This window comes from Streptomyces acidiscabies (assembly GCF_020010905.1).
Lineage (GTDB): Bacteria > Actinomycetota > Actinomycetes > Streptomycetales > Streptomycetaceae > Streptomyces > Streptomyces acidiscabies.
The window spans coordinates 4,932,592-4,958,367 of record NZ_JAGJBY010000002.1; the positions used below are offsets into that span (position 1 = coordinate 4,932,592).

A 25,776-nucleotide genomic window follows, 5' to 3' on the forward strand; every position below is an offset into this window, starting at 1 on the left:
TCCCAGCCCTCGACGTCCCCTTCTCACCGATCGCCGGGGGCCCGTCGTCCCGGGCGCCGGTGCGCGTTGTCGCCGCGTTCGAAGGCCGGTCACCCTGGCCTCCGGCCCGCCTTGCTCTGGTGGCTGAAGGCTGGTCGTCCCAGCCCCGGCCGTCCCCCTCTCACCGATCGCCGAGGGCCCGTCCCTGCGCCGGCCCGCCTTGCCCCCCGTGGCCGAAGGCCGGTCGTCCCAGCCCCCGACGTCCCCCTCCTACCGATTGCCGACGGCCTATCCCCCCGGCCCCCGACGCCCCTCACCCCCGAGCCCGAAGGCCCCTCACACCCGCCTCCGAAACACCGGCTTCACCGCCCGACCCCCCATCCACGGCCCCGGATCCCCCGCATCCAACGCCTTCCGATAAACCGCACAAGCCTGCCCCACCACCTCCACCGTGCAATCCACATCCCCCTCGGTCAACGCACTGCTCACCACGAACGACGGCGCCAGCACCCCGCCCGCGAGCAGGCACCGCAGGAACAGCGTCCGGTACTCCTGCGAAGGACGCCCCTCCGCGTCGAGCGTCGCGAAGACCAGGTTGCTCGCCCGGCCCCGCACCACGACATGCTCCCCGACCCCCATCCCAGCGGCAGCGTCCCGCACCCCCGCAGCCAGCCGCTCCCCGAGCGCGTGCAGCCGGGCCGTGATCCCCTCCTCGACGTACACGCTCTGCACGGCCATCGCGGCGGCCAGCGAGTGCGTCTCCGCCCCGTGCGTCGTCGACAGCAGGAACACCCGGTCACCGGAGCCCCGCAACCCGCCCAGCTCCATCAGCTCCCGGCGCCCGGCGAGCGCGGAGACGGCGAAGCCGTTGCCGAGGGCCTTGCCGAACGTCGAGAGGTCGGGGACGACTCCGTACAGGCCCTGCGCCCCCGCCTCGGACCACCGGAACCCGGTGATCATCTCGTCGAAGATCAGCACGCACCCGTACCGGTCGGCGAGTTCCCGCAGACCGGCGAGGTACCCGGGCGGCGGCTCGGTGTGGGTGGCCGGTTCGAGGATCAGGCAGGCGATGTCACCGTCGCGGGCGAGCAGCGCCTCCGTGGCGGCGAGGTCGCCGTACGGGAACGACACCGTGAGGTCGTTCGACGGGATGCCGGCGGACATCGGTGTGGTCGTGATGAACCAGTCGTCGGTGGAGAAGAAGGGATGGTCGGCGCAGAGGGCGACCCGGGACCGGCCGGTGGCGGCGCGGGCGAGGCGTACGGCGGCGGTCGTCGCGTCGGAGCCGTTCTTCGCGAACTTGACCATCTCGGCGGTCGGCACGGTCGCGAGGAACCGCTCGGCGGCCTCGACCTCGACGATGGACGGCCGCACGAACCCCGCACCCCGGTCGAGCTGCTGCCGCACCGCCTCGGTGACACGCGGATGCGCGTGGCCGAGGCTGACGGACCGCAGCCCGGACCCGTACTCGACGTACCGGTTGCCGTCGACGTCCCACACATGCGCGCCGCGCCCGTGGCTGATGACCGGCGCCAGATGCTCCGGGTACTGGTCGTCGCCCTTGGCGTAGGTGTGCGCGCCCCCGGGGATCAGGGCGTGCAGCCGCTCGTTGGCCTGACGCGACTTCTCCGTGCCCACTCTCATCCCTCCAGCCGCTTGAGAACCTCGGCGAGCCCGGGAGCCTCCATGTCCCGGGGGGACATCGAGGCGGCGGGCAGCGGCCAAGGTATCCCCAACTCCGGGTCGTCGAAAGCGATCGTGACGTCCTCGGCGGGATCGTGCGGCCGGTCGATGCGGTACGACGTGTCGGCGGTCTCGGTCAGCGCCTGGAAGCCGTGCGCACAGCCCGCCGGGATGTACAGGCTCACCTGCGTCTCACCGGACAGCTCGAAGAAGGCCCGGTTCAGGTACGTCGGCGAGGACGCCCGCAGATCCACGACCACGTCGAAGACCCGCCCCGACGAGCACCGCACGAGCTTGGCCTCGCCCGCGCCCGCCCGCAGATGCAGGCCGCGCAGCACCCCGCGCACCGACCGCGACAGACTGTCCTGCACGAAGGCGTCCGGGTCGATGCCCACCGACCGGACGACGTCGGCGTCGAAGGTGCGGCAGAAGAAGCCGCGTTCGTCGGCGTACGGCGTCGGTTCGAACAGATACGCGCCGGTGATCTCGGGGACTGCGGTCGCTTTCAAGGAGCCTCCTGGCTGGACGGGTACAGGACGGTGGTCAGGGCGGCGAACTGGTGCTCCAGGCGCCGCGAGGCCGCGAGGTTGCTGTCGGCGAGCGTCCGCCGCACCTCCGCCGAGCGCTTCTCCAGCTCCCGGAACTGTTCGAGGAGCCGGTCGGCGTCGACGGCGCGCGCCGGATGGCAGTACGGGCCGAGCCCCATCGACGCCATGAGCGCCTCGCTCTTCGCGGCATAGCTGAGCGCGAGGACGGGCGTACCGGTCTTCAGGGCGCAGATCAGATTGTGGTAGCGGACGGCGACGACCGCGTCGGCCGCCGCCATCTCCGTCATCAGGTCGGCCAGCGAGGCCGGTTCGGCGGCGCTGACCAGCGGCGAGTCCACCGCGTCGAGGATCGCGGCGACCACCGACGCGTCGCACGTGTCGCCGGTCAGCAGCCGCACCGGCCGCCCTTCCCCGACGAGCACCCGCACGAACCGGATCGTCCCGTCGAGATACCGGCCGTAGATCTCGTCGGCCCGCGCCCGGTCGTCGTTGCTGCCGTGGAAGTCCATGACGCCGACGCACACCGTCCCCGAGGACGCCGCGGCCACCGGCACCGGCAGCGAGAACGCGAGGTCCGGATAGACCTCGTCCCGCGAGGTGTCCACCCCCATCGCCCGCATCGCGTCACGCGCCTTGTCGTCCCGGTACGAGCGGTACGCCGCGAGTCGCGCCGACCACCGCACCAGCGCCCGCGTCGGCCGGTTCCCGATCTCGGCGGCGCCGACGCAGACCAGCGCGACCCGCGTGCCCAGCAGCCGCCCGCTCGCGCAGAGCAGGAACAGCGCGTACGGGAACCCCCACGGCCGCAGCGGCAGCGTGGCTTCCAGGACGCCCATCCCCGGCACGATCACCACGTCGTGCCGCCGCACCCAGGCGGCCGTACGGAAGATGTCGACGACCTTCCCGAACCCCTTCCCGGCGATCGCCCCCACCCGGGACGCCGTCCGGTACTCGCCCCGGTACCAGTGCAGCCGGGTCGCGGGGATGCCGAACTTCGCCGTCACCGCCTCGGGGCCGCCGCACAGCGCGTCCACGGTCACCGACGGATGCCGGTCCCGCAGATGGCGCAGGACGGCCTCCAGCGACCCGTCGTTGCCGAGGTTCCCGGAGCCGAGCAGCCCGAACACCCCGACGCGCACCGGCTTCACGCCCGCCTCCCCTCACGGCCCGCGACCAGGTCATCCACGGACACGGACAGCTCCGACGGGTCGACCGGCGCCCGGTCCTCGACCCGCTCACCGCCGCCCGTCCGCGCCCGGCTCGTCATCCACGCCGCGAGATGCCCGAAGCACGCCCGCCGGTCCGCCGACGACAGCGGCGCCCGCCGGATCGCGGAGGCGAACCCCCACACGTACTCGGCGAGCAGCCGGGGCGTCGGATGCAGCGGCCCCGCCCGGCGCGGGTCCAGGTTCACGCACCGCGCCCGCTTCGACGGGTTCGCGCGCTCGGCGCGGGTCGGGTGGTCGCGGCGGAAGTACAGCAGCTCCGGCACCTGGTGGAACCGCCCGTGCAGCGCGATCTCGGCGACGAACGTACGGTCCGCGTGGTGGTAGCTGTCCATCGGCTTCACCCGCCGCAGCGCCTCGGCCCGGATCACCCCGTAGAAGTCGTCCCCGCCGGGCTCGAACAGCATGCTGCGGAACCGCTTCGGCGCGTCCGGCGACGCGGTGTCGAGGGTGTACGCGTACGGCACCTTCACCTGACCGTGCTCGTCGATGACCGCCTGGTCGGCGTGGGCGAGGATGACGTCAGGACGCTCGTCCAGCGCCTCCACGCAGCGCTTGAGCAGGTCACGGGCGTACAGGTCGTCGTGCGAGGCCCACTTGAACAGCTCGCCCCGGCACTCCGCGAACACGTGGTTGTGGTTCGGCGTCGCCCCGATGTTCCGGGGGAGGCGCAGATAGCGGATACGGGAGTCCTGCGCCGCGTACTTGCGGCAGATTTCCTGCGTCCCGTCGGCCGAGGCGTTGTCCGAGACGATCAGCTCGAAGTCCTCGTAGGTCTGGCCGAGCAGGGCGTCGAAGGACTCGGCGAGGTACTCCTCGCCGTTGTAGACGGGCAGGCCGATGCTCAGCCTCGGGCGGGCGGTCATGGCGTCCTCACTTCGGGAATCGGATCGGGGCGGCGCTCGCGCAGGGCGGTCCGCAGGTGCAGCCACCACACGGCCGAGCTGGTGACGGTCGCGGCGGCGACGCCCCAGGCCGAGCCGACCGTGCCGGCCAGGGCGGCGCCGCCGAGGCCGCCGCCGACGTAAGCGACGGAGGCGAAGAGCTGGGCGCGCAGGCTGCGCCGGGCCGCGCCGAGCGCGCGCAGCCCGGCCGCCGCGCCCGTGCCGAGACCGGCGCCCGCGACGCCGAGGGCGATCGCCGCGATGAGCTCGGACGCGGAGTGCCAGACGTCGCCGAGCGCGAACTCGCCCAGCCTGCCTGGCACCAGCAGCAGCGCCCCGCCCCACAGCAGCGCGCCGACGGCCTGCCCGCCGCCCAGCAGGAGACAGAACGACCTGAGCCGGTGCGGGGCCTGCCGCAGCACCCGCGCCGCCTCCGGCACGGTCACCAGCGACAGCCCCATCAGCACGGCGAGGAACGGCCCCATCAGCAGCTCCGCCCCCCGCACCGCGCCCACCGCACCGACGCCGACGATCGCGCCGAGACCGTACGCGCGCAGCTGGCTCGCCCCGCTGAGACTGACGTTCTCGACCAAGTACCGGTAACCGAGGTCGCGTTGCTCACGCAGCCAGCCACGGGCCAGGGTCACCCGGGGAAGGATGCCGGACTGGACGTAGCCGTACCCGGCGGCCACCGTCGCCGACGCGCCCCAGGCCAGCACGAACGCGGCCACGCTCCCCACCCGGGCCGCGACCAGCAGCGCCGGGACCAGCGCGACGCCCCACACGACGTCGTTGACGAACGCCTTGCGCCCGGCGCCCGCCGCGAAGAACGCGTACCGCCACGCGTCCTGGAGCAGCAGCCCCGGCAGCATCACGCCGAGACACGCGAACGCGGGCCCCACGCTGCCGCCGAGCGCGAGCCCGGCGACCACGGACACCGCGCCGAGCGCCGCGCCGACGCCGAGCGCCGTCCCCGTCGACCGGGCCACCGCGCCCCGCCACGACCACTCCGGCACCCCGCTGAACCGTACGACCAGCGGGTCGGTCGCAAGGCCCCGCGAGACGTTCAGGACCACGCCGTACGTCACCCACGCGAGGCTGAACACGCCGAACGCGGTCACCCCCAGCGAGCGCGCCACGTACAGGCCCACCGCGAAGTTGCTGATGCTGGAGGCCGCCTGGTCGGCGAGCCCCCAGGACAGCCGCTTCACGAACCCCCGTGCCGGCGTCATGCCTTGATCAGACCCGCGTCGTGCAGCGCGTCCGCCGCCGCGACGACCGTGCCGAACTCCAGCCCGGCCCGCTCGGCGACGTCCAGCAGCGAATGCTCCCCGTCGGAGAGGCTCAGCACCCACAGCATCGCCATCTGCGCCTGCTGCGCGTCACTGCGCCCGCCGAGCGACTCGTACAGCCCCCGGCGCCCCAACTGCGGTTCCCCGTACGGGCTGAGGTTCACGTACCGCCGGTTGCGGTCCAGGACCCCGAACGCCTCCCGGCACACGGCGAGGGTGTCCTCCATCGCCGCCGGGGACACGAAGTCCGGATCGTCCGCCGAGGTGTGGTACTCGGGGTACCCGGCGTACGGGGTCCGGCTGAGCGAGCCCACACCGAGGTCGAACCCGGGGGAGCAGTACTGGCGCTCGTCGTAGCCGTACGGGCTGAACTCCTTGACCAGATGCGGGCGTTCGGCCAGCACATGCCCCATCACCCGGTCGATCTCCGCGTCGCCGCGCCGGCTCTTCTTGTACGTCAACTGTCCCGGGTCCCCGGCGCAGGCCAGCACCAGCCCGTGCTTGACCCGGTCGATCCGCTCCGCGTTGCGGGCCAGCCAGGTGATCGCCCCGATCGTGCCGGGCGCGTAGATGAACCGGTAGGTGTAGTACGGCTGTCGCTCGGCCAGCGCCTTCGCGAGGTAGGTCGCGACCGCGATGCCGGCGAGGTTGTCGTTGGCCAGCGACGGGTGGCAGACGTGGCAGGAGACGATCACCTCGTCGGGGACCTGACCGGGGATCACGTGCTCGGCGTAGGTGAGGTGGCCGTCGGCGAGCGTGGAGTCGATCCGCACCTCGTACTCGCCGTCCGGGAGCGCGTCCAGGGTGTCCTGGGCCAGACAGAAACCCCAGGTCGGCTTGTAGTAGCTGGTGCGGTACGGCACCCAGGACGGATGGTCCGGCAGGGTGTGCAGGTGCTCACGGAGTTCGGCGAGCGGCATCCTCCGCGCCACCGGCACGCTGTAGCCGAGGACATGGAGGCTCGACGCGGCGAAGTCGACGACCCGCCTGCCGGTCGCGTCGGCGACGTACGCGTCCCGGATGTTCCACTCCTGCGGCACCGTCCAGTCCAGGACCTGCGTCCCGGTCGGCACCTCGTGGACCTCCAGCGGCACGTGCTCGCCGACGATCTCCAGCGTCGCGCGCACCCCGTCGCCGGTGATGCTCCGGCAGAGGGGATACAGCCGCTCCACCAGCGCGTGCATCTCCTCGCCGGTCGCACTCACCCGCGCCACCGCAGGGTGTCGTCCACCGCACCGGCCTCGGACGCCGCGCGCAGCACCGCGAGCCGGGTGAAGCGCTCCTCGAAAGCCTCCCGGGTCAGGCCGTACCGGCGGTAGGCGTCGGCGAGTTCGAGGGCGCCGCGCTGCACCGACCACTCGTAGCCGAAGCCGGGGATCGCGGTACGGAACCGGGAGAAGTCCACCCGGTACGAGCGCGGGTCGGCGCCGTTCTCGCCGGTGATCCGCACCTTCGACCCGGCCACCGCCTCGGCGACCTGCCCGGCGATATCGGCGACGGTGACGTTGTTGGCCTCGCTGCCGATGTTGAACGCCCGGTCGTGCACAGCCTCTTGAGGCGCCGTCAGCGCGGCCGTGAACGCGCGCGCGATGTCCGCCGCGTGCACCAGCGGACGCCACGGCGTCCCGTCCGACAGCACCAGCACCTCGCCGGACAGCAGAGCGTGCCCCACCAGGTTGTTCAGCACGATGTCCGCCCGCAGCCGGGGCGAGAACCCGAACGCGGTCGCGTTGCGCATGTACACCGGGCTGAAGTCGGAGTCTGCCAGCGTGTTCAGGTCGTCCTCGACGCGCACCTTGGACTCCGCGTACGGCGTCACCGGGCGCAGCGGCGCGTCCTCGGCCACCAGGTCGTCGCCGCCCGCCGCGCCGTACACGGAACACGTCGACGCGTACAGGAACCGCCGAACCCCCGCGTCGCGGGCGAGGCGGGCCAGGCTGACGGAGGCGTGGTGGTTGATGTCGTAGGTGAGCTGGGGGGCCAGCGAGCCCAGCGGGTCGTTGGAGAGGGCCGCGAGGTGGATCACGGCGTCGAAGCCGGCGACGTGGTCGGCGGTGACGTCGCGCAGGTCCACGCGGTGGCCCGGCGGGTCGGCGGGCGCCGGGCCCAGCACGCAGTCGGCGAACAGGCCCGCGTCCAGGCCGGTGACCTCGTGCCCGGCGGCCGTGAGGACCGGGGCCATGACGGTGCCCAGGTAGCCCTGGTGCCCGGTCAGCAGTACACGCACGTTCAATCCCCCAGGTCGAGAGTGAGTTTGGTGACCGCGAACGCCTCGGCGTAGCGGGCGTGGCATTCGATGCCGCGGATCCTCGCGAGGCCGAGGAACGCCTCGCGGTCGTACCAGGGACGGTGGCGCTGCGAGGCGTAGTGCGTCTGGAGGAGGCGCACCTTCTCCTCGGCGACCTCCGTCGGGAGCGGCTGATAGGCGGACGGGCGGCCGAGGTCGCCGTCCCACTTGACGATCTCGTAGCCGAGCACCAGGTGGTCGCGGAACGCCGTGGTCATCAGCCGCGCGAGACCCCGGTGGTCCTGGTGGGCGTCGTCGGTGCGCGGCGCCAGCACGAGGTCCGGGTCGGTGCGCTCGCGCAGCTCCTCGACGGCAGCCTTGGCCTCCTCCCAGTGCGCCGGGAAGCGGCCGTCCGGCAGCTTCAGCACCGTCAGCCGCAGGTCGGCGCCCGGGCAGAACGCGGCGAGCGCGTCGCGCTCCTCCTGCTCCCGCTCGGTGCCCGCGCCGGACAGCACCAGCGCGTCCACCCGGACACCCGGGTGCGCCCGGCACAGCGCCAGCAGCGTGCCGCCCGCCCCGATCGCGATGTCGTCGCAGTGCGCCCCCACGGCGGCGACCCGCTCCAGGCGTCCGGCGCCGAGGCGGATCACACCCGCTCCCACACGGCCCACGGACGCTCACCGCGCGCGTACGCCTCGTCGAGCGCGGCCCGCTCCTTCACGGTGTCCGTCGGCTTCCAGAACCCCCGGTGCTGGTGCGCCACCAGCCGTCCCCGCTTGGCGAGTTCGGCGCAGCCGTCGGCGACCAGGTCCCCGTTCTCCGGGATGTGGTCGAAGACCTCCTGCCGCAGCACGAAGTAGCCGCCGTTCTCCCACAGCGGCAGATCGCTCACCGGCGTGATGCCCCCCACCAGGCCGTCGTCCCCGAGGTCCACGCAGTGGAACGACGACTGCGGCGGCACGACCATCATCGACGCCCCCGCGTCCCGCTGCGAGAACCGGTCGATCATCTCCGGCAGCGGGGCGTCGGTCAGCACGTCCGCGTAGTTGGCGAGGAACATCTCGTCCCCGTCCAGGTGCTCGCGCACCCGCCGCAGCCGCTCCCCGATCGGCGACTCCACGCCGGTCTGCACGAACGTGATCGTCCAGTCCGCGATGTCCGTGGACAGCAGCTCGGTCTGTCCGCGTCTCAGCACGAAGTCGTTGGACGTCGTCTCCTCGTAGGTGAGGAAGAAGTTCTTGATGTGGTCGGCGCCGTAGCCGAGGCACAGGATGAACTCCGTGTGCCCGAAGTACGCGTAGTAGCGCATCACATGCCAGATCAGCGGGCGCGGACCGACCATCGCCATCGGCTTGGGCACGTCGTCGGAAGCACCGCTGCGCATCCGCAGCCCGTAACCGCCGCAGAACAGGACGACCTTCACGACTTCACCTCGACAATGCTCAGTTCCGGGACGGGGAAGACCAGCCGGCCGCCCCACTCGTGCACGAAGGCCAGCTGCTCGGTGAGCTCGGCCCGCAGGTTCCACGGCAGGACCAGGACGTAGTCCGGCCGGTCGGCGCTGATCTGCTCGGGCGCCAGGATCGGGATCCGGGTGCCCGGCGTGAACCGGCCGTGCTTGTAGGGGTTGCGGTCGACCGTGTACGGCAGCAGGTCGGGGCGGATGCCGCAGTGGTTCAGCAGCGTGTTGCCCTTGCCGGGCGCCCCGTACCCGACGACCGTCTCGCCGCGCTCGGCCGCCTCGACGAGGAACCGCAGCAGGTCCCGCCGTACGGTCGCCACCCGGGCGGAGAACTCCGTGTACCCGGACAGCTCCTGGAGCCCGGCCGCCTTCTCCCGGTCCAGGACGTCCGTCACCCGCTGGGACGGCTCGCCCGCGACCTCCGCCGGGCGCGCCCACAGGCGGATCGAGCCGCCGTGCGTCGGCAGCAGCTCGACGTCCACCAGCGCCAGGCCCCCGCTGGCCAGCGCGCGGATCGCGGCGGCGACCGAGTAGTACTGGAAGTGCTCGTGGTAGATCGTGTCGTACTGGTTGTCCTCGATCAGCGTCAGCAGGTGCTGCACCTCGATCGACACCCAGCCGTCGTCGGCGACCAGGGCGCGCAGCCCCTGGGTGAAGCCGACCACGTCGGGGATGTGCGCGTACACGTTGTTGGCGACCACCAGATCCGCCGGACCGTGGTCGGCGCGCACCTCGGCGCCCGCGTCCGGGTCGAGGAACCGGGTGATCGTCGGCACCCCCGCCTCCCGCGCGGCGGCGCCCACGTTGACGGACGGCTCGATGCCCAGGCAGCGCATCCCCCGGTCCACGACGTGCTTCAGGAGGTAGCCGTCGTTGCTGGCGACCTCGACCACGAACGCGTCGGGCCCGAGCCCCAGGCGCTCGACGGCGCCCGCGACGAACGTGCGCGCGTGGTCCACCCACGAGGTGGAGTAGGACGAGAAGTACGCGTACTGCGTGAACGTCTCCTCCGGCGTGATCAGCGGCGGGATCTGCGCGAGCCAGCAGTCCGTGCACACCCGCAGGTGCAGCGGATACGTCTGCTCCGGCAGGTCCAGCTGGTCGGCGGCGAGGAAGCTCTCGCACGGCGGTGTCGCCCCCAGGTCGACCACGCTCGCGAGCGCTTGTGAGCCGCAGAGTCGGCATCGTGTCATCTAGTGGTTCCCCCCACTCGACTGTGTCCGCCCCGCGATCGCGGAGCGGTACCCCTCCAGCAGGCGTGTCAGCCCGACAGCCGGACTGAACCCCTGCTCGTAACGGCGCCTGGCCGCACGCCCCATCTCCTGGTCGGCGCCGGTGATCCGGCGCAGGCAGGACGCCAGTGAGGCCGGGTCGCCCGGCCGGTGCAGCAGCCCGCTCACCCCGTCCTCGACGAGTTCGGTGAACGCCCCGTGCCCGGCGGCGACCACCGGCACCCCGGCCGCCATCGCCTCCACGACGACCAGGCCGAACGCCTCCTGCCACGTCGACGGGGCGACCACGGCGACCGACCGCGCGACGGCCTCCCGGCACTGGTCCGTGTCGTACAGGCCGACGTACCGCACGTCGTCCCGGCCCGCGGCCCAGGCGGTCACCTCCGCCTCCAGCGGCCCCGTCCCGGCGATCACCAGCGGCACCCCCACGCCACCGCCGGCCGCGACCTCGTCCCACGCGGCCATCAGCAGCCGCACCCCCTTGGCCTCCGCGAGACGGCCCAGGAAGAGGAGGTGCTCGCCGGGGCCCGTGCGGGCGATGCCCGGTTCGGGGACGAAGTTGTGCTTCACCGCCAGCAGTTCGGCCGGCATCCCGGACCGCACGAGGATCTCGCGCTGGGCGGCGGAGATGCAGAAGAACCGCTCCACTCCGGACCACCAGCGCCGCCGGTTCACCGCCAGGCTCAGCGCGAGCGGCACCGTGGCGAGGCGCGAGCCCCGGTAGCAGCCGTGCCGTACGGCGGGCAGCGGCGCCCTGCCGACGCACGCCGAGCACGGCTCGCCGCCCCGCTGGAGCGTGCCCGGCGCGCAGACCTGCGTGTAGTTGTGCAGGGTCGCCACGGCGGGCACCCCCGCGTCGGCGCAGGCCGCCAGCACGGCCGGGGACAGCAGCGGGAACACGTTGTGGACGTGCACCACGTCAGGCCGCTCGGCCCGCAGCCGCGCCGCCAACTCCCTTCGCACGCCCGGGTTCCACGGCACCAGCAGCGGCAGCGCGGCCTTCGACGGCAGGGAGCGGGCGGCGATGTCGTCGCTGCGCCGCTCGAACACCCCGACCCGGTGGCCCGCCTCCCGCAGGAGCGCCACCTCCTGGTCGACGACCTTGTTCTCACCGCTCGGCTGCGCCGAGGCGTAGCGGTTGTGCACCACGAGGACGTGCACGGTCAGTTCACCTCCGACGGCAGACGGGAGACTCCGGGCGCGGTGTTCACCGGTGCCGCCAACAGCGAGCCGGCGAGCGCGAGATGCAGCAGATACGGCGAGGCGTCACCCAGCCCGGCCTCCGTGTACGACGCGATCGCGCAGTAGCTGATCAGGAAGATCGCGCAGGCCCGAGCGAGGGACGGCGGCCTCAGCAGCGCGACGGCGGCCAGCACGACGAGGAACGCCGCGACCAGCCCGACCCCGGCGAAGCCCTGCTCGTTGTAGACGGCCAGCCAGCTGTTGTCGATCGGCAGGCCCGCGAACGACTTGTCGCCCAGGCCCACCCCGAAGAGCTCCTCCGTCGGCGACCGGGGCGCCGCGAGCAGCGCGTCCCACACCTTCGCCCGCCCGGTGAGACTCGTGAAGTTCTCCTGGCTCTGCCCGCGCAGGAACCACGCCTGGAGCAGCGAGCTGAACCCCACGGCCGCCACGGTCGCGGTCAGCACCGACCAGGAGAAGAACCGGCGCGCGGACGAACTCGTCAGCACCAGCGACACGATCGCCAGCGTCAGCCCGACCAGCAGCCCGAGCGTCGCCGTCCGGGTGTGGGTCAGCGCGAGCAGCACCAGCGACGGCACGACGACCAGCGCCGCACTGCGCCGGTCGGTCCGCCCGCCCAGCAGGAGCAGCACCGAAAGACCGATGATCACCGCCGCGTACTGCCCGATCTGCGGCGGCGTCAGCGGCCACAGCGCCCCGACCAGCCGCCCCCCGTACAGCTCCGGCAGCGCGGCGCCCGGCGACACCACCAGGCCCGCCGCCACCGACATCAGCACCGCGAAGTACATCCGGATGTGGTGCCGTACGAACGTGTCGCCGCCGTCCCACCAGCGGGTCAGCAGCCACAGCGTGCCCACGAAGAGCGCGAGGCGGGCGCACCGGAACAGCGCCCCGAACCCGGACTCCAGGTGCACGCTGGACAGGACACTCACCACCAGCAGCAGACTGAGCAGCAGCAGATAGGCGCTGCCCCGGACCTTCAGCCGCAGGTTCAGCGCGAGCGCCAGCGTGAACGCCGCCACCAGCGCGCCCATCGTCACCATCTGGATCAGCGACCGGGGGATCGGCACGACGGTCTTCGCCCCGGCCGAGCCCAGCGTGTTGAGGATCAGCAGCCCCCACACCGTCCCGACGAGCCTCGGCGCCCCCATCTCAGCCGCCTTCCCGCGCGCGGAAGGTGCTGCCCGCGTCCTGCCGGTACGGCGCGCTGCGCCACTGCCCGGCGTCGAGCGTGCGGCTCGGGTCGTGGACGACGAACGTCCACGGGCCGGCGTACTCGTTGTGGTACCAGCGGTTGCCCTGCTTCAGCGTGATCGCGTCGGCGACCCCGTCGCCCTGGTACGGCGACCAGTCCGGATAGGTGCCGTAGTTCGCCAGCACCGCCATCCGGTCGCACAGCGTCGTGCAGCCGACGGCCGCCTTGTCCAGCACGAACCGGTTGTCGTGGATCTCCACGCGCTGCGTCTTCCACCGGCAGTCCGAGAACAGCGGCGCCTTCGTGATCCCCGGCCGGGTACAGCCGGCGGTCTTCTTCACCAGGAGAGTGCAGTCGCCGGACGACGTGTTCGCCGGGCTGTTGCAGAACCGGTCGGCGTTCTCCCACAGGGTGATCCCGGACCAGTTGTTCTCCAGGACGTTGCGGTAGACCTCGATCTTGTCCGTGCGCGCCCGGACGCGCGGCTCGCCACCCGACTCGGACAGATAGACCGTCGCGAGCGGGAAGGAGTCGCCGCGGTCCGCGTACCGGCGGCCCTCGACCTTGTTGTTCCCCCGGATCGTGTTGCCCCGGATCACCGCGTTGTAGCTGGTCTCGTAGATCAGCGCGGCCCCGTCGTTGTCCTCCAGGACGTTGTCCTCGATCAGGAAGTCGTTGTTGTTGGTGTCCGCCCACAGCCCGGTACCCCGGTTGGAGTGCACCCAGTTGCCCCGTACGTCGGCCCCGTCGACCGCCCAGAACTTGATGCCCCCCGTGCAGCCGCAGCCGGGCTGCTTGCGCTCCCAGTCGCCGGTGTTGTTCCCGGTGATCTCGTTCCCCTCGACCACCAGGCCACTGATCCGGCCCGACTTGTACGCGTTGATGCCGTACTGCCCGTTGCCGCGCAGGCAGTTGGCGCGCACCTGCTGCCGCGCCCCGGCCATCAGCCCGGCCCCCGAGTTGTGCTGGATCGTCGTGTGCTCGATCACCCACCCGTCGGCCGAGTCGTGGTTGACGACCCCCTCGTCGTGCGGCGCGACGAAGTTCTGCACGGTCAGATAGCGCACGGAGACATCGCGGGCGGGCCCGCCGAACGCGTACTGGTTGACCTTCCGGCCGTCCAGCACCGCACCCGGCGCGCCCACATAGCGGTCCCCGTCCTTGGGGATGACCTGGGCGTACCGGTCCGCTTCGAGCCGGTGCGTGCCCGGGCGCAGCCAGAACGTCGTGCGCGGGGGGCTGCTCTTCGTCTTCTCCGCCAGATCGCCGGGTACGGCCGGGTCGACGGTCACCGCGCCCTTCGGCGCCGACGCCGGACCGGCCGCCGGCTTGGCGCACACCCGGGCCACCGACGCCGACACGGACGTGGCCGGCGTGGAGGTCGGCTCCGGCTTCGCGCCCGGCGCGCTGTCGCAGCCGGCCACCGCCAGCAGGGCGAGCGCCGCCGCCCAGGAGTACCGCCTCTTCCTGCTCACCCTCCGCCCCCTCAGCCGTGGAACCTGAGCACGGTGACGAACCCCTCGACGCTCCCGGTCGAGCCGGTGCCGACCAGCGTCGTCGCGGGTTCCTTGCGCCCGAAGCCGGGGGAGTACCAGCCCAGCGGCGGATCGCTCTCGCCCCGGTGCGCCCGCCACTCCAGCCGCCCCGGCAGATCGAGCGTCGCGGACCGCTCCTCGCCGTCCCGCGTCCACGTCAGCAGCGCCCGGTTCTCCTCCAGGCGCGCGGTGACCGCGGGGCCGAGGTGGAACGCGAGCCGTACGGCACGCCGCTCGCCGGGCACCTCGTCGACGATCCGCACCTCCCGGTCCGCCGACGTCAGTTCGACCCACCGCCGGTGTACGGAGGGCCCGTACCCGTCGTGCTCGGCGCCCCAGCGGCCCACCCCCGCCTCGGAGGTGTCGGCGACCAGGACCCGGCTGCGCGCGTGCCGGGTCCACAGGAACGGGCCCCCGGACGCGGACTGGTCCTCGCCGTCCAGTTGGAGGGTGTTGTGGCCGAGCGTCGAGCGGAAGTACCACCGCCACGCGGGCTGCCCGTGGTAGCAGTACGTCCCCGGGTCGGCGAGCACGTCCACCCCGTCGTGGCGCACCTCCACGGACAGCGCGTCCGCGTGCGCATGTGCGGCGATCGACAGGAACCCGTGCGGGCCCCCGTCGCACCGGCACCAGATCTCCCCCGGCCCGCGCAGGACGGTCAGCCCCGCGTCCGCGAAGTGCGCGGGGCGGCTCGCGGGACGGTCGCCCCGCTTGTACGGCTCGACGAGCGCGGCCAGCAGCGGAGTGCGGACGTCGGTGCCGGTGACCGTCGGCCACCAGCCGAGCCGCCCGAACAGCGCGTCCCCGGTGGCCAGCAGCGACGCCCAGCGGTCCGTGCCCGCGCCGTCGACGACCAGGCCGTACCCGTCGTCCGCGTCGCCCTGCCGGGGCGGGCGCAGACGGCTGTCCACGACGGCCGCGAGCGCGTCGGTCATCCGCAGCAGCACCAGCCGGACCGACGGCGGGACCGGAACGCCCGCCGTATCCGCCTCGGCCAGCGCCGCGAGACCCAGTTCGAGGACCAGCCCGTGGTACTCGGTGGCCAGTTCGCGGTTGAGGCCGGACGGGAAGGTGTTCCGGCGCAGATGCCGCTCCAGGGACCGCAGGGCGTCGCCGCGCCAGCGCTCCGAGGCCGGGAACCAGTCGAAGGCGCAGGCCGCGGCGAACTGTCCGGCGGCCTCGGCGACGATGTGGTTGTTCGCCGACGAACCCCGGCTCGGGAAGGCGGCCAGCCAGCGCTGGTGGTGCCAGATCTGGCGTACCGCCACCGGGTTGTCCTCGAACAGGGCGGTCACCTCCGGCCACTCGTCGAGCAGCCTGCGGATCCACACCCACGACAGCAGCCGGATGCCCAGCTCGATACCGCTCGTCCAGTGCACCCCGCGCAAGGGCGCGTTGGCCGACCACCACGACTGGAGGTGCGCGGCGACCCGCTCGGCGTACCGCTCGTCGCCGGTGACCGCGTAGGCGGCGGCGAGGACCGTCAGGTACTGGTGCCGGGACGGCTCCCAGATCTGCTTGATGTCCCCGACGGTCTCCTCGTCGCGGTACGGCACGTCGAAGGCGTACCCCCAGGGCGCGCGCCGCCCGGTCTTCGGGTCGTACCACCAGTCCGGGGCGTCCAGGTCGTCGCGGACCACGCCGAAGAACTCGCCGTGCCCCGCCATCAGCCGGTCCGCCTCCGCCACCAGCCGCTTCACCGCGTCCGGCGGTACGGAGGCGAGTGCCTGCGGCGGCAGGACGGCGGTGAACCGGGCGCCGGTCACGTCCGGGCAGACGGGCCGCGCCGACCGCCACCGCCGCCTGCGCACCGCGTCCCCGGCGCGCCCGGCGACCTCCGCCGGACCCATCCGCGACAGCCGCCGCAGGTACCACCGCGCGTCCATGCTCATCGCGCCCCCGCCAGCGTCACCGGCACCCCGTCGGCCACGGAGGCCCGCACGGCGAGGGTCGCGGCCGTGGTGGCGGCCAGCGATGCCAGCGGCACCGGCATCGGGCCGCCGGTCCGCACCGCCTTCACGAACGCGGCGAGTTCGGCGTTCTGCCCCTTGTCGCGGGCCTTCGGCAGCCGGGAACTCACCCACCGCTTGCGGTCGTAGACCGAGGCGCGCACGAAGTCGTCGAGCCGCAGCACCTTGCCGTCGGCGACCAGGTCCAGGGTCTCCTTCGGGAAACTCGATGCGCCGCCCGTGACATAGCTGATCGTCGCGGTGGAGTCGTCCGGGTAGCGCAGGATGACCTGGAGGTCTTCGTCACCCACGGCGTACACCGAGACCGGGTCGGCGTCGAGCAGCCAGCTCGCCGTGTCGACGAAGTGCCCGCCCTCACCGGCGAACCGGGAGCCCTCGGTGCCCTGCCGGAGGTACCAACTGCCGTGCGTGAGCTGCCCCGCGTTGACCAGATAGCGCAGGGACGCCGGGCCGCTCCTGGCACCGAACCGCTCCTTCGCCTCCCGCAGCAGGGGCGCGAACCGGCGGTTGAACCCCACCTGGATCCGGTCGTTGCCGGACTCCTCGACCGCCGAGAGCACCCCGGCCAGCTCCTCCTCACTGAGCGCGAGGGGCTTCTCCACGAACACCGCCTTGCCCGCGAGCAGCGCCCTGCGGGTCAGGTCGGCGTGCGAACTGTGGCGGGTGACGACGAACACCGCGTCGATCGCCTTGTCACCGAGGACCGCGTCGAGATCGGTGGTCGCCTCGGCGAAGCCGAACTTGCGCTGAGCGTTGGCGGCGGAGAGGGCGGTCGTGGTGACGACCGTGGCGAGTTCGACGCCGTCGCGGCCCGTGAGGTGGGGGAGGAGCATCGAGGTCGCGTAGTTGCCGGCGCCGATGAAGGCGAGGCGTACGGGGGCCGTGGTGCTGCGGGGCGCGGGCTTCGGCGCGGGGGGCATGCGTACGGAGGGGACGGTCACTGTCGGCGCCTCGGCCACGACCGTGCTCTCGGGGTACCGGAACAGCACGGCCACGGCCTTGAGGTCGCCGTCCTTCAGGCTCCGGTACGTGTCCACCGCGTCGTCGAAGTCCGCGACGTGGGAGACCAGCGGCTCCACGTCGACCCGGCCGCGCGCGACGAGGTCCAGGAAGCACGCCAGGTTCCGGCGCTCCGTCCAGCGGACGTACCCGATCGGGTAGTCCCGGCCGTCGAGTTCGTACTCCGGGTCGTAGCGGCCGGGGCCGTAGCTGCGGGAGAAGCGGACGTCCAGCTCCTTCTCGTAGTACGCGTTCCACGGCAGGTCGAGACGGCACTTGCCGATGTCGACGACCCGGCCCCGGTCCCGGCTCAGCCGCGCGGCCAGCTCGACGGGCTGATTGCTGCCGCCGCCCGCCGCCAGATACACCTGGTCCACGCCGTGGCCGTCGGTCAGGTCCACCACCGCGGACTCCACGGCCGGGGACGCCGGGTCGCCGCAGGCCACCGCGCCCAGCCGCGCGGCGAGTTCGCAGCGCGCCGGGTCGGGGTCGGCGCCGACGACACGCACCCCCGAGGCGGCCAGCAACTGCACCACGAGCTGCCCGATCAGCCCGAGGCCGATCACCAGCGCGACCTCACCGAGCCGGGACTCACCCTGCCGGACCCCCTGCAACGCGATCGACCCGACCGTCCCGAACGCGGCGTGCCGGGGCGCGAGGCCGTCCGGCACCGGGGCGTACAGGTTCTTCGGCACCCAGTTCAGCTCGGCGTGCAGCGCGTGCTCGTTGCCCGCGCACGCCACCAGGTCGCCGACCTTCACGTCGTCGATCCCGTCGCCGACCTGCTCGACGACCCCGCACAGCGAATAGCCCAGCGGCGTGTAGGAGTCCAGCTTGCCCATGACCTTGCGGTAGGTCGCGGGCACCCCGTTCACGGCCACGCTCTGCACGACCTTCGCGACCTGGTCGGGGCGCGAGCGGGCCTTGCCCAGCATCGACATGCCGGCCTCGGAGACCTTCATCAGCTCGGTGCCGGTGGAGATCAGCGAGTAGGCGGTGCGCACCAGCACCCCGCCCGGCTTGCACCCCGGCACCGGCACGTCGAGGAGAGCCAGCTCGCCGCTCTTGTAGTTCTGTACGACCTGTTTCACCCGAAGCCTCTTCGTCTCTCTACGCCGTCAGGGGAGCGGACCCGGAGGTCGCGCCTCGGTACCAGTACTCAAGGGTCAGGACGTGCCACAGATGCTTGGAGAAGTCCCGCTGCCCGGCGGCGTCCTCGGCGACCATCCGCGCGAGCGCCTCCCGCCGCAGGAACCCGGACCGCACAAGGACCCCGTCGTGCACCACCTCTTGGACCAGCGGCGCGAGATCCCGGCTCATCCAGGCCCGCAGCGGGGCGCTGAACAGGCCCTTGGGCCGGTACACGATCTCCCGGGGCAGCACGGAGAGGGCCGCCTCCTTCAGCACGGCCTTGCCCTGCCGCCCGGCGATCTTCCGGTCGCCGGGCACCGCGAACGCCGCCTTCACGACCTCGACGTCCACGTACGGCACCCGCACCTCGGTCGACGCGGCCATGCTGGAGCGGTCCGTGTAGGCGAGGTTGAGGCCCGGCAGGAACATCCGGGCGTCGCCCAGGCACATGCGGTTCACGAAGTCGTCGAGGTCGTTGTCCTCGTAGGTGTCCGCGTGCTCGGTGAGCACGTCGTCGACCGTCCCCGCCAGGTCCGGGTCGATCAGGCCGAGGAGTTCGGCCCGGTCGTACAGCGTGTAGCTGCGCCGGAACGCGGTCTCCTCCGGCAGGTCCGCGAAGGACAGGAACCGCTTCGCGAACCGCACCGACCGGTACCCCCGGCGGGCGGACGCGACCGGCAGCCGGTCCACGACCCCCGACAGCCCGCGCCGCAGGGGACGCGGCACGCGCTGGTAGCGCAGCGCGAGGAGGTTCGCGAGGTGCTTGCGGTACCCGGCGAACAGCTCGTCCGCGCCCATCCCCGACAGCATCACCTTGACCCCGGCCTCCCGGGCGGCCGTGCAGATCAGGAACGTGTTGATCGCGGCCGGGTCGCCGATCGGCTCGTCCAGGTGATAGGTCATCCGGGGCAGCAGGTCCAGGACGTCGGGCGCGATCTCGATCTCGTGCAGGTCGACCCCGAACCGCTCGGCGACCTGCCGGGCGTAGCGCAGGTCGTCCGGCATCGCCTCGAACTTGGAGTCCTCGGCGCGGAACCCGATCGTGTAGGCGGAGATCCCCGGCCGGTCGCGGGCCGCGAGCGCGGTCAGGTAGCTGGAGTCGAGCCCGCCGGACAGGAACGTCGCCACGGGTACGTCGGACAGGAGGTGACGGCGGGTCGACTCCTCGACGACGGCCGCGATGTCGGGTTCCTTTTGATGCCGGGCCTCGGCGGCGACGTCCCGCAGGTTCCAGTACCGCCCGCGCTCCACCCGCCCGTCGGGCCGGATCCGCAGCCAGCTCCCCGGCGGCAGCTTCTCCGCCTCACGGAACGCGCACCGCGAGTCCGGCACCCAGTAGTAGAGGAGCGAGGCCACCAGCGCCGCGTGGTCCACCTCCAGCGAACCGCCCGTCACGGCGGCCAGCGCCTTCAGCTCGGAGGCGAACACCAGGCCCTCGCCGCGCCGGATCAGGAACAGCGGCTTGATGCCGAGCTGGTCGCGGGCGAGGACCAGCTCACCGGTCCGCTCGTCGAACACGCCGAACGCGAACATGCCGCGCAGCCGGGGCAGACAGTCGGTGCCCCAGCGCCGCCACGACTCCAGCAGGACCTCGGTGTCGGAGGTGCCCCGGAACCGCGCCCCGGCGGCTTCGAGCTCGGCGCGCAGCTCGGGCGCGTTGTACAGCTCGCCGTTGTAGGTGAGGACGAGACCGTCCTTCGCCATCGGCTGGGCGCCGGTCTCCGAGAGGTCGATGATGGCCAGCCTGCGGTGCCCGAGGTGCACCTCGCCGTCACCGGCGGGGTGGCCGTAATGACCGGACCCGTCCGGGCCCCGGTGGGCGAGGACGCCGGTCAGCCGGTCCGTGACGGCCTTCCCGTCCGGCCAGCGGTACGTGCCTGCGATGCCACACATGTCCTACCGCGCTTCCTGGTCGCTGTCCGGGACCCGCGTCGCCCACTTCGGCAGCCGCTCCACCCCGTTCTTCCGTAACAGCCGGGGCGGCGCCGGGGGCCGTTCGGCCCACAGCGTGCCGTCGGTCCGGTCGCGCGGATCGGGGTCGATCAGCACCACGCCGACCACCTCGACCCGCTGGTCCGCGAGCTGCCGCGCCACCGTGTGCAGCCACGCCGCGCTGCCGTGCCCGGCCCGCACCACGAGGACGGTCTTCGTGCCGAGGTACCGCAGGTCGGTCCAGGCGGTGCCGGGCGCCACCGAGCCGACGCCGATCTGACGTTCCGCCGGGACGGCCGGGGCCGTGGTGACGACGGTCGGGTCACCCGGCTGCGGCTTGCGCTTGGCGAGACGCGATCCCGGCAGTGCGTCCACGACGGTCACCGGACCCTCCGCCACCAGGGCGCGGGCCAGGTCCAGGGCGATCACCCCGGTGCCCCGCGCGCATCCCAGTGCCAGCAGCGACACCGGCTCCGCCGAGGCGCGCACCGTGCGGGCCAGCGACGCGGTGAGGCGTTCGCGGGCCGCCCGGTTCCGGCGCCGCCCCCACAACCGGGGGGAGCGCAGGGGCAGTTCGGCGATGGCCGAGGCGTTCAGGTTCGCCGCGATCTCCCGGCGCAGGACGGGACGGTCCGCGACCACCGTGCCCACGGCGGACACCGCGAGCCCGAGGACGAACCCGAGGACCAGGCCGATCACCCCGTCCGTGGCGGCGGCCTTCGGCAGGGAGTGGCTCAGCGCGCGCGGCGCGTCCACGATCTGCGTGCCGGCCACCAGCCGGGGCGTGCCGATCCTTGCCTCCGCCGCGCGCTGCCCGAAGTCGGTGATCCGCGCGGTGAGTTCGGCCCGGCGGGCGAACAGCGACTCCTGGTCGGCCGACGCGTTCGGCCCGGTCTGCCCCGAGCCGTCGGTGATCGCCTGGTTGACGCGGGCGAGGTCGGCCTCCAGCCGGTCCCGCTGGTCGAGGAGCCCCTTCGCCTCGGCGTCCGCCGCCTGCTGGATGCGCCGGACGTGGTCGGCGACGAAGGCGTCCGCGAGCGCCTTGGCGCGGGCCACCGCCTGGGCGTCGGTGGCGCCCGTCACCGTGATCTGGAGCAGGTTGTTGGTCAGGCCGAGACCGCTGTAGTCCCCCATGAAGTCCTCCGGCCGGTCCGGGGACCTGAGGGCCTTCAGGGCGGCGTCGGCGATGCGTGTGGTGCTCAGCAGGGCGACGTCCGTACGGATCAGGGTGCCGGGGTCGTTCGGCTGGTCCGCCTGGTGGGCGACCAGCACCTTGGCCACCGCCGTCGGCGCGGGCGGCAGCAGCACCGGCACCGAGGCGCCGGCCGTCAGCCCCAGCACGGCCGTCGCACACCACAGGCGACGGCGCCTGCGCACCGCGACCACCAGCGCCTGGAGGTCGAGCAGGGGAGCGGATTCCGGTGTCGTCACCCGGCGCCTCCCGTCGCGAGGGCCGCCGGGCGGCGGTTGCCGGCCCGGGACGCCCGCGTCGTGACGGGCGCGGCGAGGACGACACCGACGACGGTGTGCCCCGCGTCGGCGCACGCCTCGGCGATGCCGGTCAGCTCCGCGGCGGTCCACTCGCCCGGGCTCAGCACGACCAGGGCGCCGGACTCCGCGTCACGGTCCGGCACGACCGGCCGCTGCACCGAGACCCCGGCCACGGCGAGGAGGGGATCGCTGTCGGACTCCGCGACGAGGTGGTCCGCCGCACTGCGGGCGGTGTCGTCGCCGTCCGGGACGAGCACCAGCAGGCTGTGCGGGAAGGGGAGGTGCTCGCGGATACGGGCGCACACCCGCCGGTAGCGGATCTGCCGGTCGGCCTCGTCACCGGACGGCTGCGGGGGCGGCACGTCCCAGCGGACGTCCGTCCCCAGGAGCCGGCGCAGCCCACGGCCACGCGCCCGGCGCCCGGCGGGTACGTCGACCGTGCCGAGGAGCGTCGAGCCCAGCGCCCCCGCGATCTCCGTCTCCGTGCGCAGCCTGCGGCTCATGCGGGCGGCGGTCAGATGGCCGATCACCGCGAGGAGGAAGAACAACAGGCCCCCGCCGACGGTGAGCTGCGTCCGCGTCGGCGGCGCCTCGCCGGTCGGCCGGGGAGCCGGGCCCATGACGACCATGGCCGCCTTCCCGGAGGCCGGGCCCGCCTGGTTCAGCTTGGTGACGGCCTCCTGCAACGCCGTACGCAGCTTCGTCAGCTCCGTACGGGTCTGCACGCTCTCCACGGACTCCCCCGTACCGGCCGCGTCCGCCAGCTCCGAGATCCGGCGCCCCGTCTGCGTCACGAGCTGACGCAGCTCCTCGGGACCCGAGGCCGCGTCCGAGCCGGCCTTCTCGCCCGCGACCCGCGCCGCGAACGCGACGAACTGCCGCGCCACCTCGTCGGCGATCTGCTGCGCCCCCTTGGGCGTCCCGTCCGTGGCGGCGATCTTGACGATGTTCCCGTCGGCCGCCGTCGCGCTCACCCGGCCCTTGAGGGTGCCGCCGTCGACGCCGGGCCGGCCGAGCGTGGCGGCGGCCCGGTCGATCACCACCGAACTGGTCGCGATCTGCGCCTGCGTCAGCAGCTCGCGCTCCTCCCACGCCCCCGGCAGCAGCACCGACGCGGACGTCGTGTACTGCGGCGGGAACACCAGCCAGGCGCCGTAGCCGACGAGGGCGCCCACCACGGCGAGCAGCACGAGCAGCCGCCGGCGCCGGCGGAGAATGCGTCCGACCGTGACCAGCCGGATGGTGTCGTCGCTCAACGGTGCTGCCTCTTTCCCGTGCTCCTGGAGGCGGCGGCGTACGCGGCGAGCAGCGCCGTCTGCGAGTTGCGCCAGGCCAGCGGACCGCCGATCCGCTCCCGGCCCACCGCGCCCATCCGGGCCCGCCGCTCGGGGTCGTCCAGCAGCTCCACGATCAGCTTCGCGAACGCCGACTCGTCGTTGGCGGGCGCGTAGACGGCGGCGTCCCCGGCGGAGACCCGCGCCTCGCGCAGCTCGAACGAGACGATCGGCCGGCCCATGACCATGTACTCCAGGACCTTGTTCATCGTCGACACGTCGTTGAGCGGGTTGTGCGGGTCGGGGGACAGGCACACGTCCGCCGACGACAGGTAGCGCGCCAGGTCGGCGTCCGGGATACGGCCCGTGAACTCGACCTGGCCGGTGAGCCCGAGCGTGCGGGACAGCTCCACCATCGCGTCGAAGGTGTCCCCGCCGCCCACGAACACCGCGTGCCAGTCGTCACGCCCGCACTCGTCGCGCAGCTTCGCCAGCGCCCGCAGCGCGTAGTCCACGCCGTCCTGCGGGCCCATCACCCCGAGGTAGCACAGCAGATGAGGCTTGCCGCGCTTCAACTCCGGCTCCGGCTCCACCGGATGGAACCGGTCGACGTCCGGCGCACTGCGCACGACGAACACGTCCTCCGGTCTGCGCCCGCCCCGGCGTACGGCGACGGCCTTGTAGCTCTCGTTCGTCGCGAGGACCACGTCCGCGACCCGGTAGGTCAGCCGCTCCAGCGCGCACACGCCCCGGTACAGGAGGTCCTCGCCCCGGTCGAACCGTGACAGGTACAGCTCCGGTACGAGGTCGTGCTGGTCGAACACGAACCGGGCGCCGCGCCGCTTCAGCCACAGCGCGGGCAGGAACAGCAGGTCGGGCGGGTTGCAGGCGTGCACGACGTCCACCGGGCCCACCTTCCGGGCCAGCCGGAACGTGTGCCACAGCGCCGAGCCGTACTCGCGCAGATAGCCGGCCGGACCGCCGGTCGCCGCGTGCAGCGGGTAGCGGTGGATGCGGATCCCGTCGATCACCGCCTCCGGCTCCGTGTCCCGCTTGCCGCCCTGCGGGCAGATGACGTCGACCTGCCAGCCCGCGTCGCGCAGCGTCGCGCACTCCTGCCACACGCGCCGGTCGAACGGCACGGACAGGTTCTCCACCAGCACCAGCGCGCGCCGCGCGCCCACGTCACCAGGCAAGGCCCACGTACCCCGGTTCGGCCCGGCGCGCGTCGGCGTCGGGGAGGTGGACGAGGTCGACGATCACCGGTGTCCCGCCGTGCGGGAGCGCCGCGAGGACCTCCGGGTCGCGGGTGCCGACCAGGCACACCTCGGCGTGGTCGAGGACCTCCTCCACGGAGTCCGCGAGCAGTTGCGCGAGGTGCGGCAGGCGCGTCTCGATGTACTCGCGGTTCGCGCCGAGGAGCCGCGACAGGCTCACGTTGGCGTCGTAGATCTTCAGGTCGTACCCCTTGCCGAAGAGACGTTCCGCCAACTCGACGAGGGGACTTTCGCGCAGGTCGTCGGTGCCGGGCTTGAAGGACAGCCCGAAGATCCCCGCCCGCCGTTTGCCGGTGCGCTCGACCAGCTCCACCGCCCGCTGGAGGTGGTCGGAGTTGGAGGGCAGCACGTGGGACAGGATCGGCACCGACACGTCGGCCCGCTGCGCCGCGTGGACCAGGCTGCGCAGGTCCTTCGGCAGGCAGGAGCCGCCGAACGCGAACCCGGGCCGCAGATAGGCCGGGCTGATGTTCAGCTTGCGGTCGGCGAGAAACACGTCCATCACCTGGTGCGAGTCCACCCCGAGCGCCCGGTAGACCGCGCCCAGCTCGTTCGCGAAACCGATCTTCAGGCCGTGGAACGCGTTGTCCGCGTACTTGATCGCCTCGGCCGTCGGCACCGACACCCGGAACACCTCGCCCGGCAGCTCCTCGTACAGCGCGGCCACCACGTCGCCGCTCGCCGCGTCGAGTTCGCCGATCACGGTCTTCGGCGGGTCGAAGAAGTCCCGCACGCTCGTGCCCTCGCGCAGGAACTCCGGGTTGACCGCGACCCCCACGTCCACCCCGGCACCCGTGTGCTTCTCCAGGATCGGCACCAGCAGGTTCAGACAGGTCCCCGGGAGCATCGTGGAGCGGAACACGACCGTGTGCCGCCCGCCCCGCTCCGCGAGCGCCGCGCCGATCTCCTCGGTGACCCGCTCCAGATACGTCGTGCACAGGCTGCCGTTGGGCTCCGACGGCGTCCCCACGCAGACCAGCGACACCTCGCTGCCTTCGATCGCCTCACGGACGTCGGTGGTGGCCCTCAACGTCCCCTTCCCCACGACGTCGGCGATCAGCTCGCCGATCCGCTCCTCGACGACCGGGGCCCGGCCCGCGTTCACCAGGTCGACCTTGACCTGGTTGACGTCGACCCCGATCACCTCGTGCCCCATGCCGGCCAGGCACGCGGCCGACACGCAGCCCACGTAGCCGAGCCCGAACACGCTGACTCTCATGCCCCGTTCCTCCCCCT

20 protein-coding genes are annotated in these 25,776 nt (G+C 72.8%); all 20 read right to left on the bottom strand.

Going from position 1 to position 25,776, the window contains the following annotated elements; translation table 11 throughout:
- Nucleotides 1-315 precede the first annotated feature (315 nt).
- Genes J8M50_RS48045 through J8M50_RS48140 form a run of 20 tightly spaced genes read right to left on the bottom strand, consistent with a single transcriptional unit; the run spans nucleotide 316 to nucleotide 25,759 of the window.
- On the bottom strand, nucleotides 316-1,623 hold the full coding sequence (locus tag J8M50_RS48045) for a glutamate-1-semialdehyde 2,1-aminomutase (RefSeq protein ID WP_040838333.1): 1,308 nt from the start codon (nucleotides 1,621-1,623) through the stop codon (nucleotides 316-318).
- Nucleotides 1,620-2,171, bottom strand: coding sequence for a dTDP-4-dehydrorhamnose 3,5-epimerase family protein (locus tag J8M50_RS48050; RefSeq protein WP_010359405.1), 552 nt, complete (start codon nucleotides 2,169-2,171; stop codon nucleotides 1,620-1,622). The genes J8M50_RS48045 and J8M50_RS48050 overlap by 4 nt, the downstream gene beginning before the upstream one ends.
- A complete protein-coding gene (locus tag J8M50_RS48055) occupies nucleotides 2,168-3,358 on the bottom strand; it encodes a polysaccharide pyruvyl transferase family protein (protein ID WP_010359404.1) in 1,191 nt (396 codons plus the stop codon). Before J8M50_RS48055 ends, J8M50_RS48050 begins: the two co-directional genes overlap by 4 nt.
- Nucleotides 3,355-4,302 carry a glycosyltransferase family 2 protein gene (locus J8M50_RS48060; RefSeq protein WP_010359403.1) on the bottom strand — a complete coding sequence of 316 codons (948 nt, stop codon included), beginning with the start codon at nucleotides 4,300-4,302 and terminating at the stop codon, nucleotides 3,355-3,357. The genes J8M50_RS48055 and J8M50_RS48060 overlap by 4 nt, the downstream gene beginning before the upstream one ends.
- Nucleotides 4,299-5,552 (bottom strand): MATE family efflux transporter, encoded by a 1,254-nt coding sequence (locus J8M50_RS48065; RefSeq protein ID WP_075823780.1) that lies wholly within the window; start codon nucleotides 5,550-5,552, stop codon nucleotides 4,299-4,301. The genes J8M50_RS48060 and J8M50_RS48065 overlap by 4 nt, the downstream gene beginning before the upstream one ends.
- The gene (locus tag J8M50_RS48070) at nucleotides 5,549-6,826 is read right to left on the bottom strand and encodes a DUF4910 domain-containing protein (RefSeq protein ID WP_010360372.1); all 1,278 of its coding nucleotides are present in this window, start codon (nucleotides 6,824-6,826) and stop codon (nucleotides 5,549-5,551) included. Before J8M50_RS48070 ends, J8M50_RS48065 begins: the two co-directional genes overlap by 4 nt.
- On the bottom strand, nucleotides 6,814-7,839 hold the full coding sequence (locus J8M50_RS48075) for an NAD-dependent epimerase/dehydratase family protein (RefSeq protein WP_010360371.1): 1,026 nt from the start codon (nucleotides 7,837-7,839) through the stop codon (nucleotides 6,814-6,816). Before J8M50_RS48075 ends, J8M50_RS48070 begins: the two co-directional genes overlap by 13 nt.
- A gap of 2 nt (nucleotides 7,840-7,841) precedes the next feature.
- Entirely contained in the window at nucleotides 7,842-8,489 is a 648-nt protein-coding gene (locus J8M50_RS48080) for a PIG-L deacetylase family protein (RefSeq protein ID WP_010360370.1), read from the bottom strand.
- Nucleotides 8,486-9,262, bottom strand: coding sequence for a glycosyltransferase family protein (locus J8M50_RS48085; RefSeq protein WP_010360369.1), 777 nt, complete (start codon nucleotides 9,260-9,262; stop codon nucleotides 8,486-8,488). Before J8M50_RS48085 ends, J8M50_RS48080 begins: the two co-directional genes overlap by 4 nt.
- Nucleotides 9,259-10,494, bottom strand: coding sequence for a class I SAM-dependent methyltransferase (locus tag J8M50_RS48090; RefSeq protein ID WP_029184658.1), 1,236 nt, complete (start codon nucleotides 10,492-10,494; stop codon nucleotides 9,259-9,261). Before J8M50_RS48090 ends, J8M50_RS48085 begins: the two co-directional genes overlap by 4 nt.
- Nucleotides 10,495-11,694, bottom strand: a complete 1,200-nt coding sequence (locus J8M50_RS48095; RefSeq protein WP_010360367.1) for a glycosyltransferase — start codon at nucleotides 11,692-11,694, stop codon at nucleotides 10,495-10,497.
- A gap of 2 nt (nucleotides 11,695-11,696) precedes the next feature.
- The gene (locus tag J8M50_RS48100) at nucleotides 11,697-12,887 is read right to left on the bottom strand and encodes a membrane protein (protein ID WP_010360366.1); all 1,191 of its coding nucleotides are present in this window, start codon (nucleotides 12,885-12,887) and stop codon (nucleotides 11,697-11,699) included.
- A 1-nt stretch (nucleotide 12,888) separates the two neighbouring features.
- Nucleotides 12,889-14,406, bottom strand: coding sequence for a right-handed parallel beta-helix repeat-containing protein (locus J8M50_RS48105; protein ID WP_029184657.1), 1,518 nt, complete (start codon nucleotides 14,404-14,406; stop codon nucleotides 12,889-12,891).
- Nucleotides 14,407-14,417: 11 nt separating this feature from the next.
- Nucleotides 14,418-16,358, bottom strand: coding sequence for an alginate lyase family protein (locus J8M50_RS48110; RefSeq protein WP_010360363.1), 1,941 nt, complete (start codon nucleotides 16,356-16,358; stop codon nucleotides 14,418-14,420).
- Nucleotides 16,355-18,526, bottom strand: a complete 2,172-nt coding sequence (locus J8M50_RS48115; RefSeq protein ID WP_010360362.1) for a bi-domain-containing oxidoreductase — start codon at nucleotides 18,524-18,526, stop codon at nucleotides 16,355-16,357. The genes J8M50_RS48110 and J8M50_RS48115 overlap by 4 nt, the downstream gene beginning before the upstream one ends.
- A 19-nt stretch (nucleotides 18,527-18,545) precedes the next feature.
- Entirely contained in the window at nucleotides 18,546-20,459 is a 1,914-nt protein-coding gene (gene asnB, locus J8M50_RS48120) for an asparagine synthase (glutamine-hydrolyzing) (protein ID WP_010360361.1), read from the bottom strand.
- Between the two features lie 3 nt (nucleotides 20,460-20,462).
- On the bottom strand, nucleotides 20,463-21,929 hold the full coding sequence (locus J8M50_RS48125; protein ID WP_010360360.1) for a Wzz/FepE/Etk N-terminal domain-containing protein: 1,467 nt from the start codon (nucleotides 21,927-21,929) through the stop codon (nucleotides 20,463-20,465).
- Nucleotides 21,926-23,245 carry a Wzz/FepE/Etk N-terminal domain-containing protein gene (locus J8M50_RS48130; protein ID WP_010360359.1) on the bottom strand — a complete coding sequence of 440 codons (1,320 nt, stop codon included), beginning with the start codon at nucleotides 23,243-23,245 and terminating at the stop codon, nucleotides 21,926-21,928. Before J8M50_RS48130 ends, J8M50_RS48125 begins: the two co-directional genes overlap by 4 nt.
- A complete protein-coding gene (locus J8M50_RS48135; protein ID WP_029184656.1) occupies nucleotides 23,242-24,459 on the bottom strand; it encodes a glycosyltransferase family 4 protein in 1,218 nt (405 codons plus the stop codon). The genes J8M50_RS48130 and J8M50_RS48135 overlap by 4 nt, the downstream gene beginning before the upstream one ends.
- The gene (locus tag J8M50_RS48140; protein WP_010360357.1) at nucleotides 24,449-25,759 is read right to left on the bottom strand and encodes a nucleotide sugar dehydrogenase; all 1,311 of its coding nucleotides are present in this window, start codon (nucleotides 25,757-25,759) and stop codon (nucleotides 24,449-24,451) included. Before J8M50_RS48140 ends, J8M50_RS48135 begins: the two co-directional genes overlap by 11 nt.
- Nucleotides 25,760-25,776: the final 17 nt, after the last annotated feature.

What these genes read in the sequence shown, in the direction of transcription:
- J8M50_RS48060 (WP_010359403.1), bottom strand. Translation starts at nt 4,302, where the DNA reads ATGACCGCCCGCCCGAGGCTGAGCATCGGCCTGCCCGTCTACAACGGC.
- J8M50_RS48090 (WP_029184658.1), bottom strand. Translation starts at nt 10,494, where the DNA reads ATGACACGATGCCGACTCTGCGGCTCACAAGCGCTCGCGAGCGTGGTC.
- J8M50_RS48110 (WP_010360363.1), bottom strand. Translation starts at nt 16,358, where the DNA reads ATGAGCATGGACGCGCGGTGGTACCTGCGGCGGCTGTCGCGGATGGGT.
- J8M50_RS48100 (WP_010360366.1), bottom strand. Translation starts at nt 12,887, where the DNA reads ATGGGGGCGCCGAGGCTCGTCGGGACGGTGTGGGGGCTGCTGATCCTC.
- asnB (WP_010360361.1), bottom strand. Translation starts at nt 20,459, where the DNA reads ATGTGTGGCATCGCAGGCACGTACCGCTGGCCGGACGGGAAGGCCGTC.
- J8M50_RS48065 (WP_075823780.1), bottom strand. Translation starts at nt 5,552, where the DNA reads ATGACGCCGGCACGGGGGTTCGTGAAGCGGCTGTCCTGGGGGCTCGCC.
- J8M50_RS48045 (WP_040838333.1), bottom strand. Translation starts at nt 1,623, where the DNA reads ATGAGAGTGGGCACGGAGAAGTCGCGTCAGGCCAACGAGCGGCTGCAC.
- J8M50_RS48140 (WP_010360357.1), bottom strand. Translation starts at nt 25,759, where the DNA reads ATGAGAGTCAGCGTGTTCGGGCTCGGCTACGTGGGCTGCGTGTCGGCC.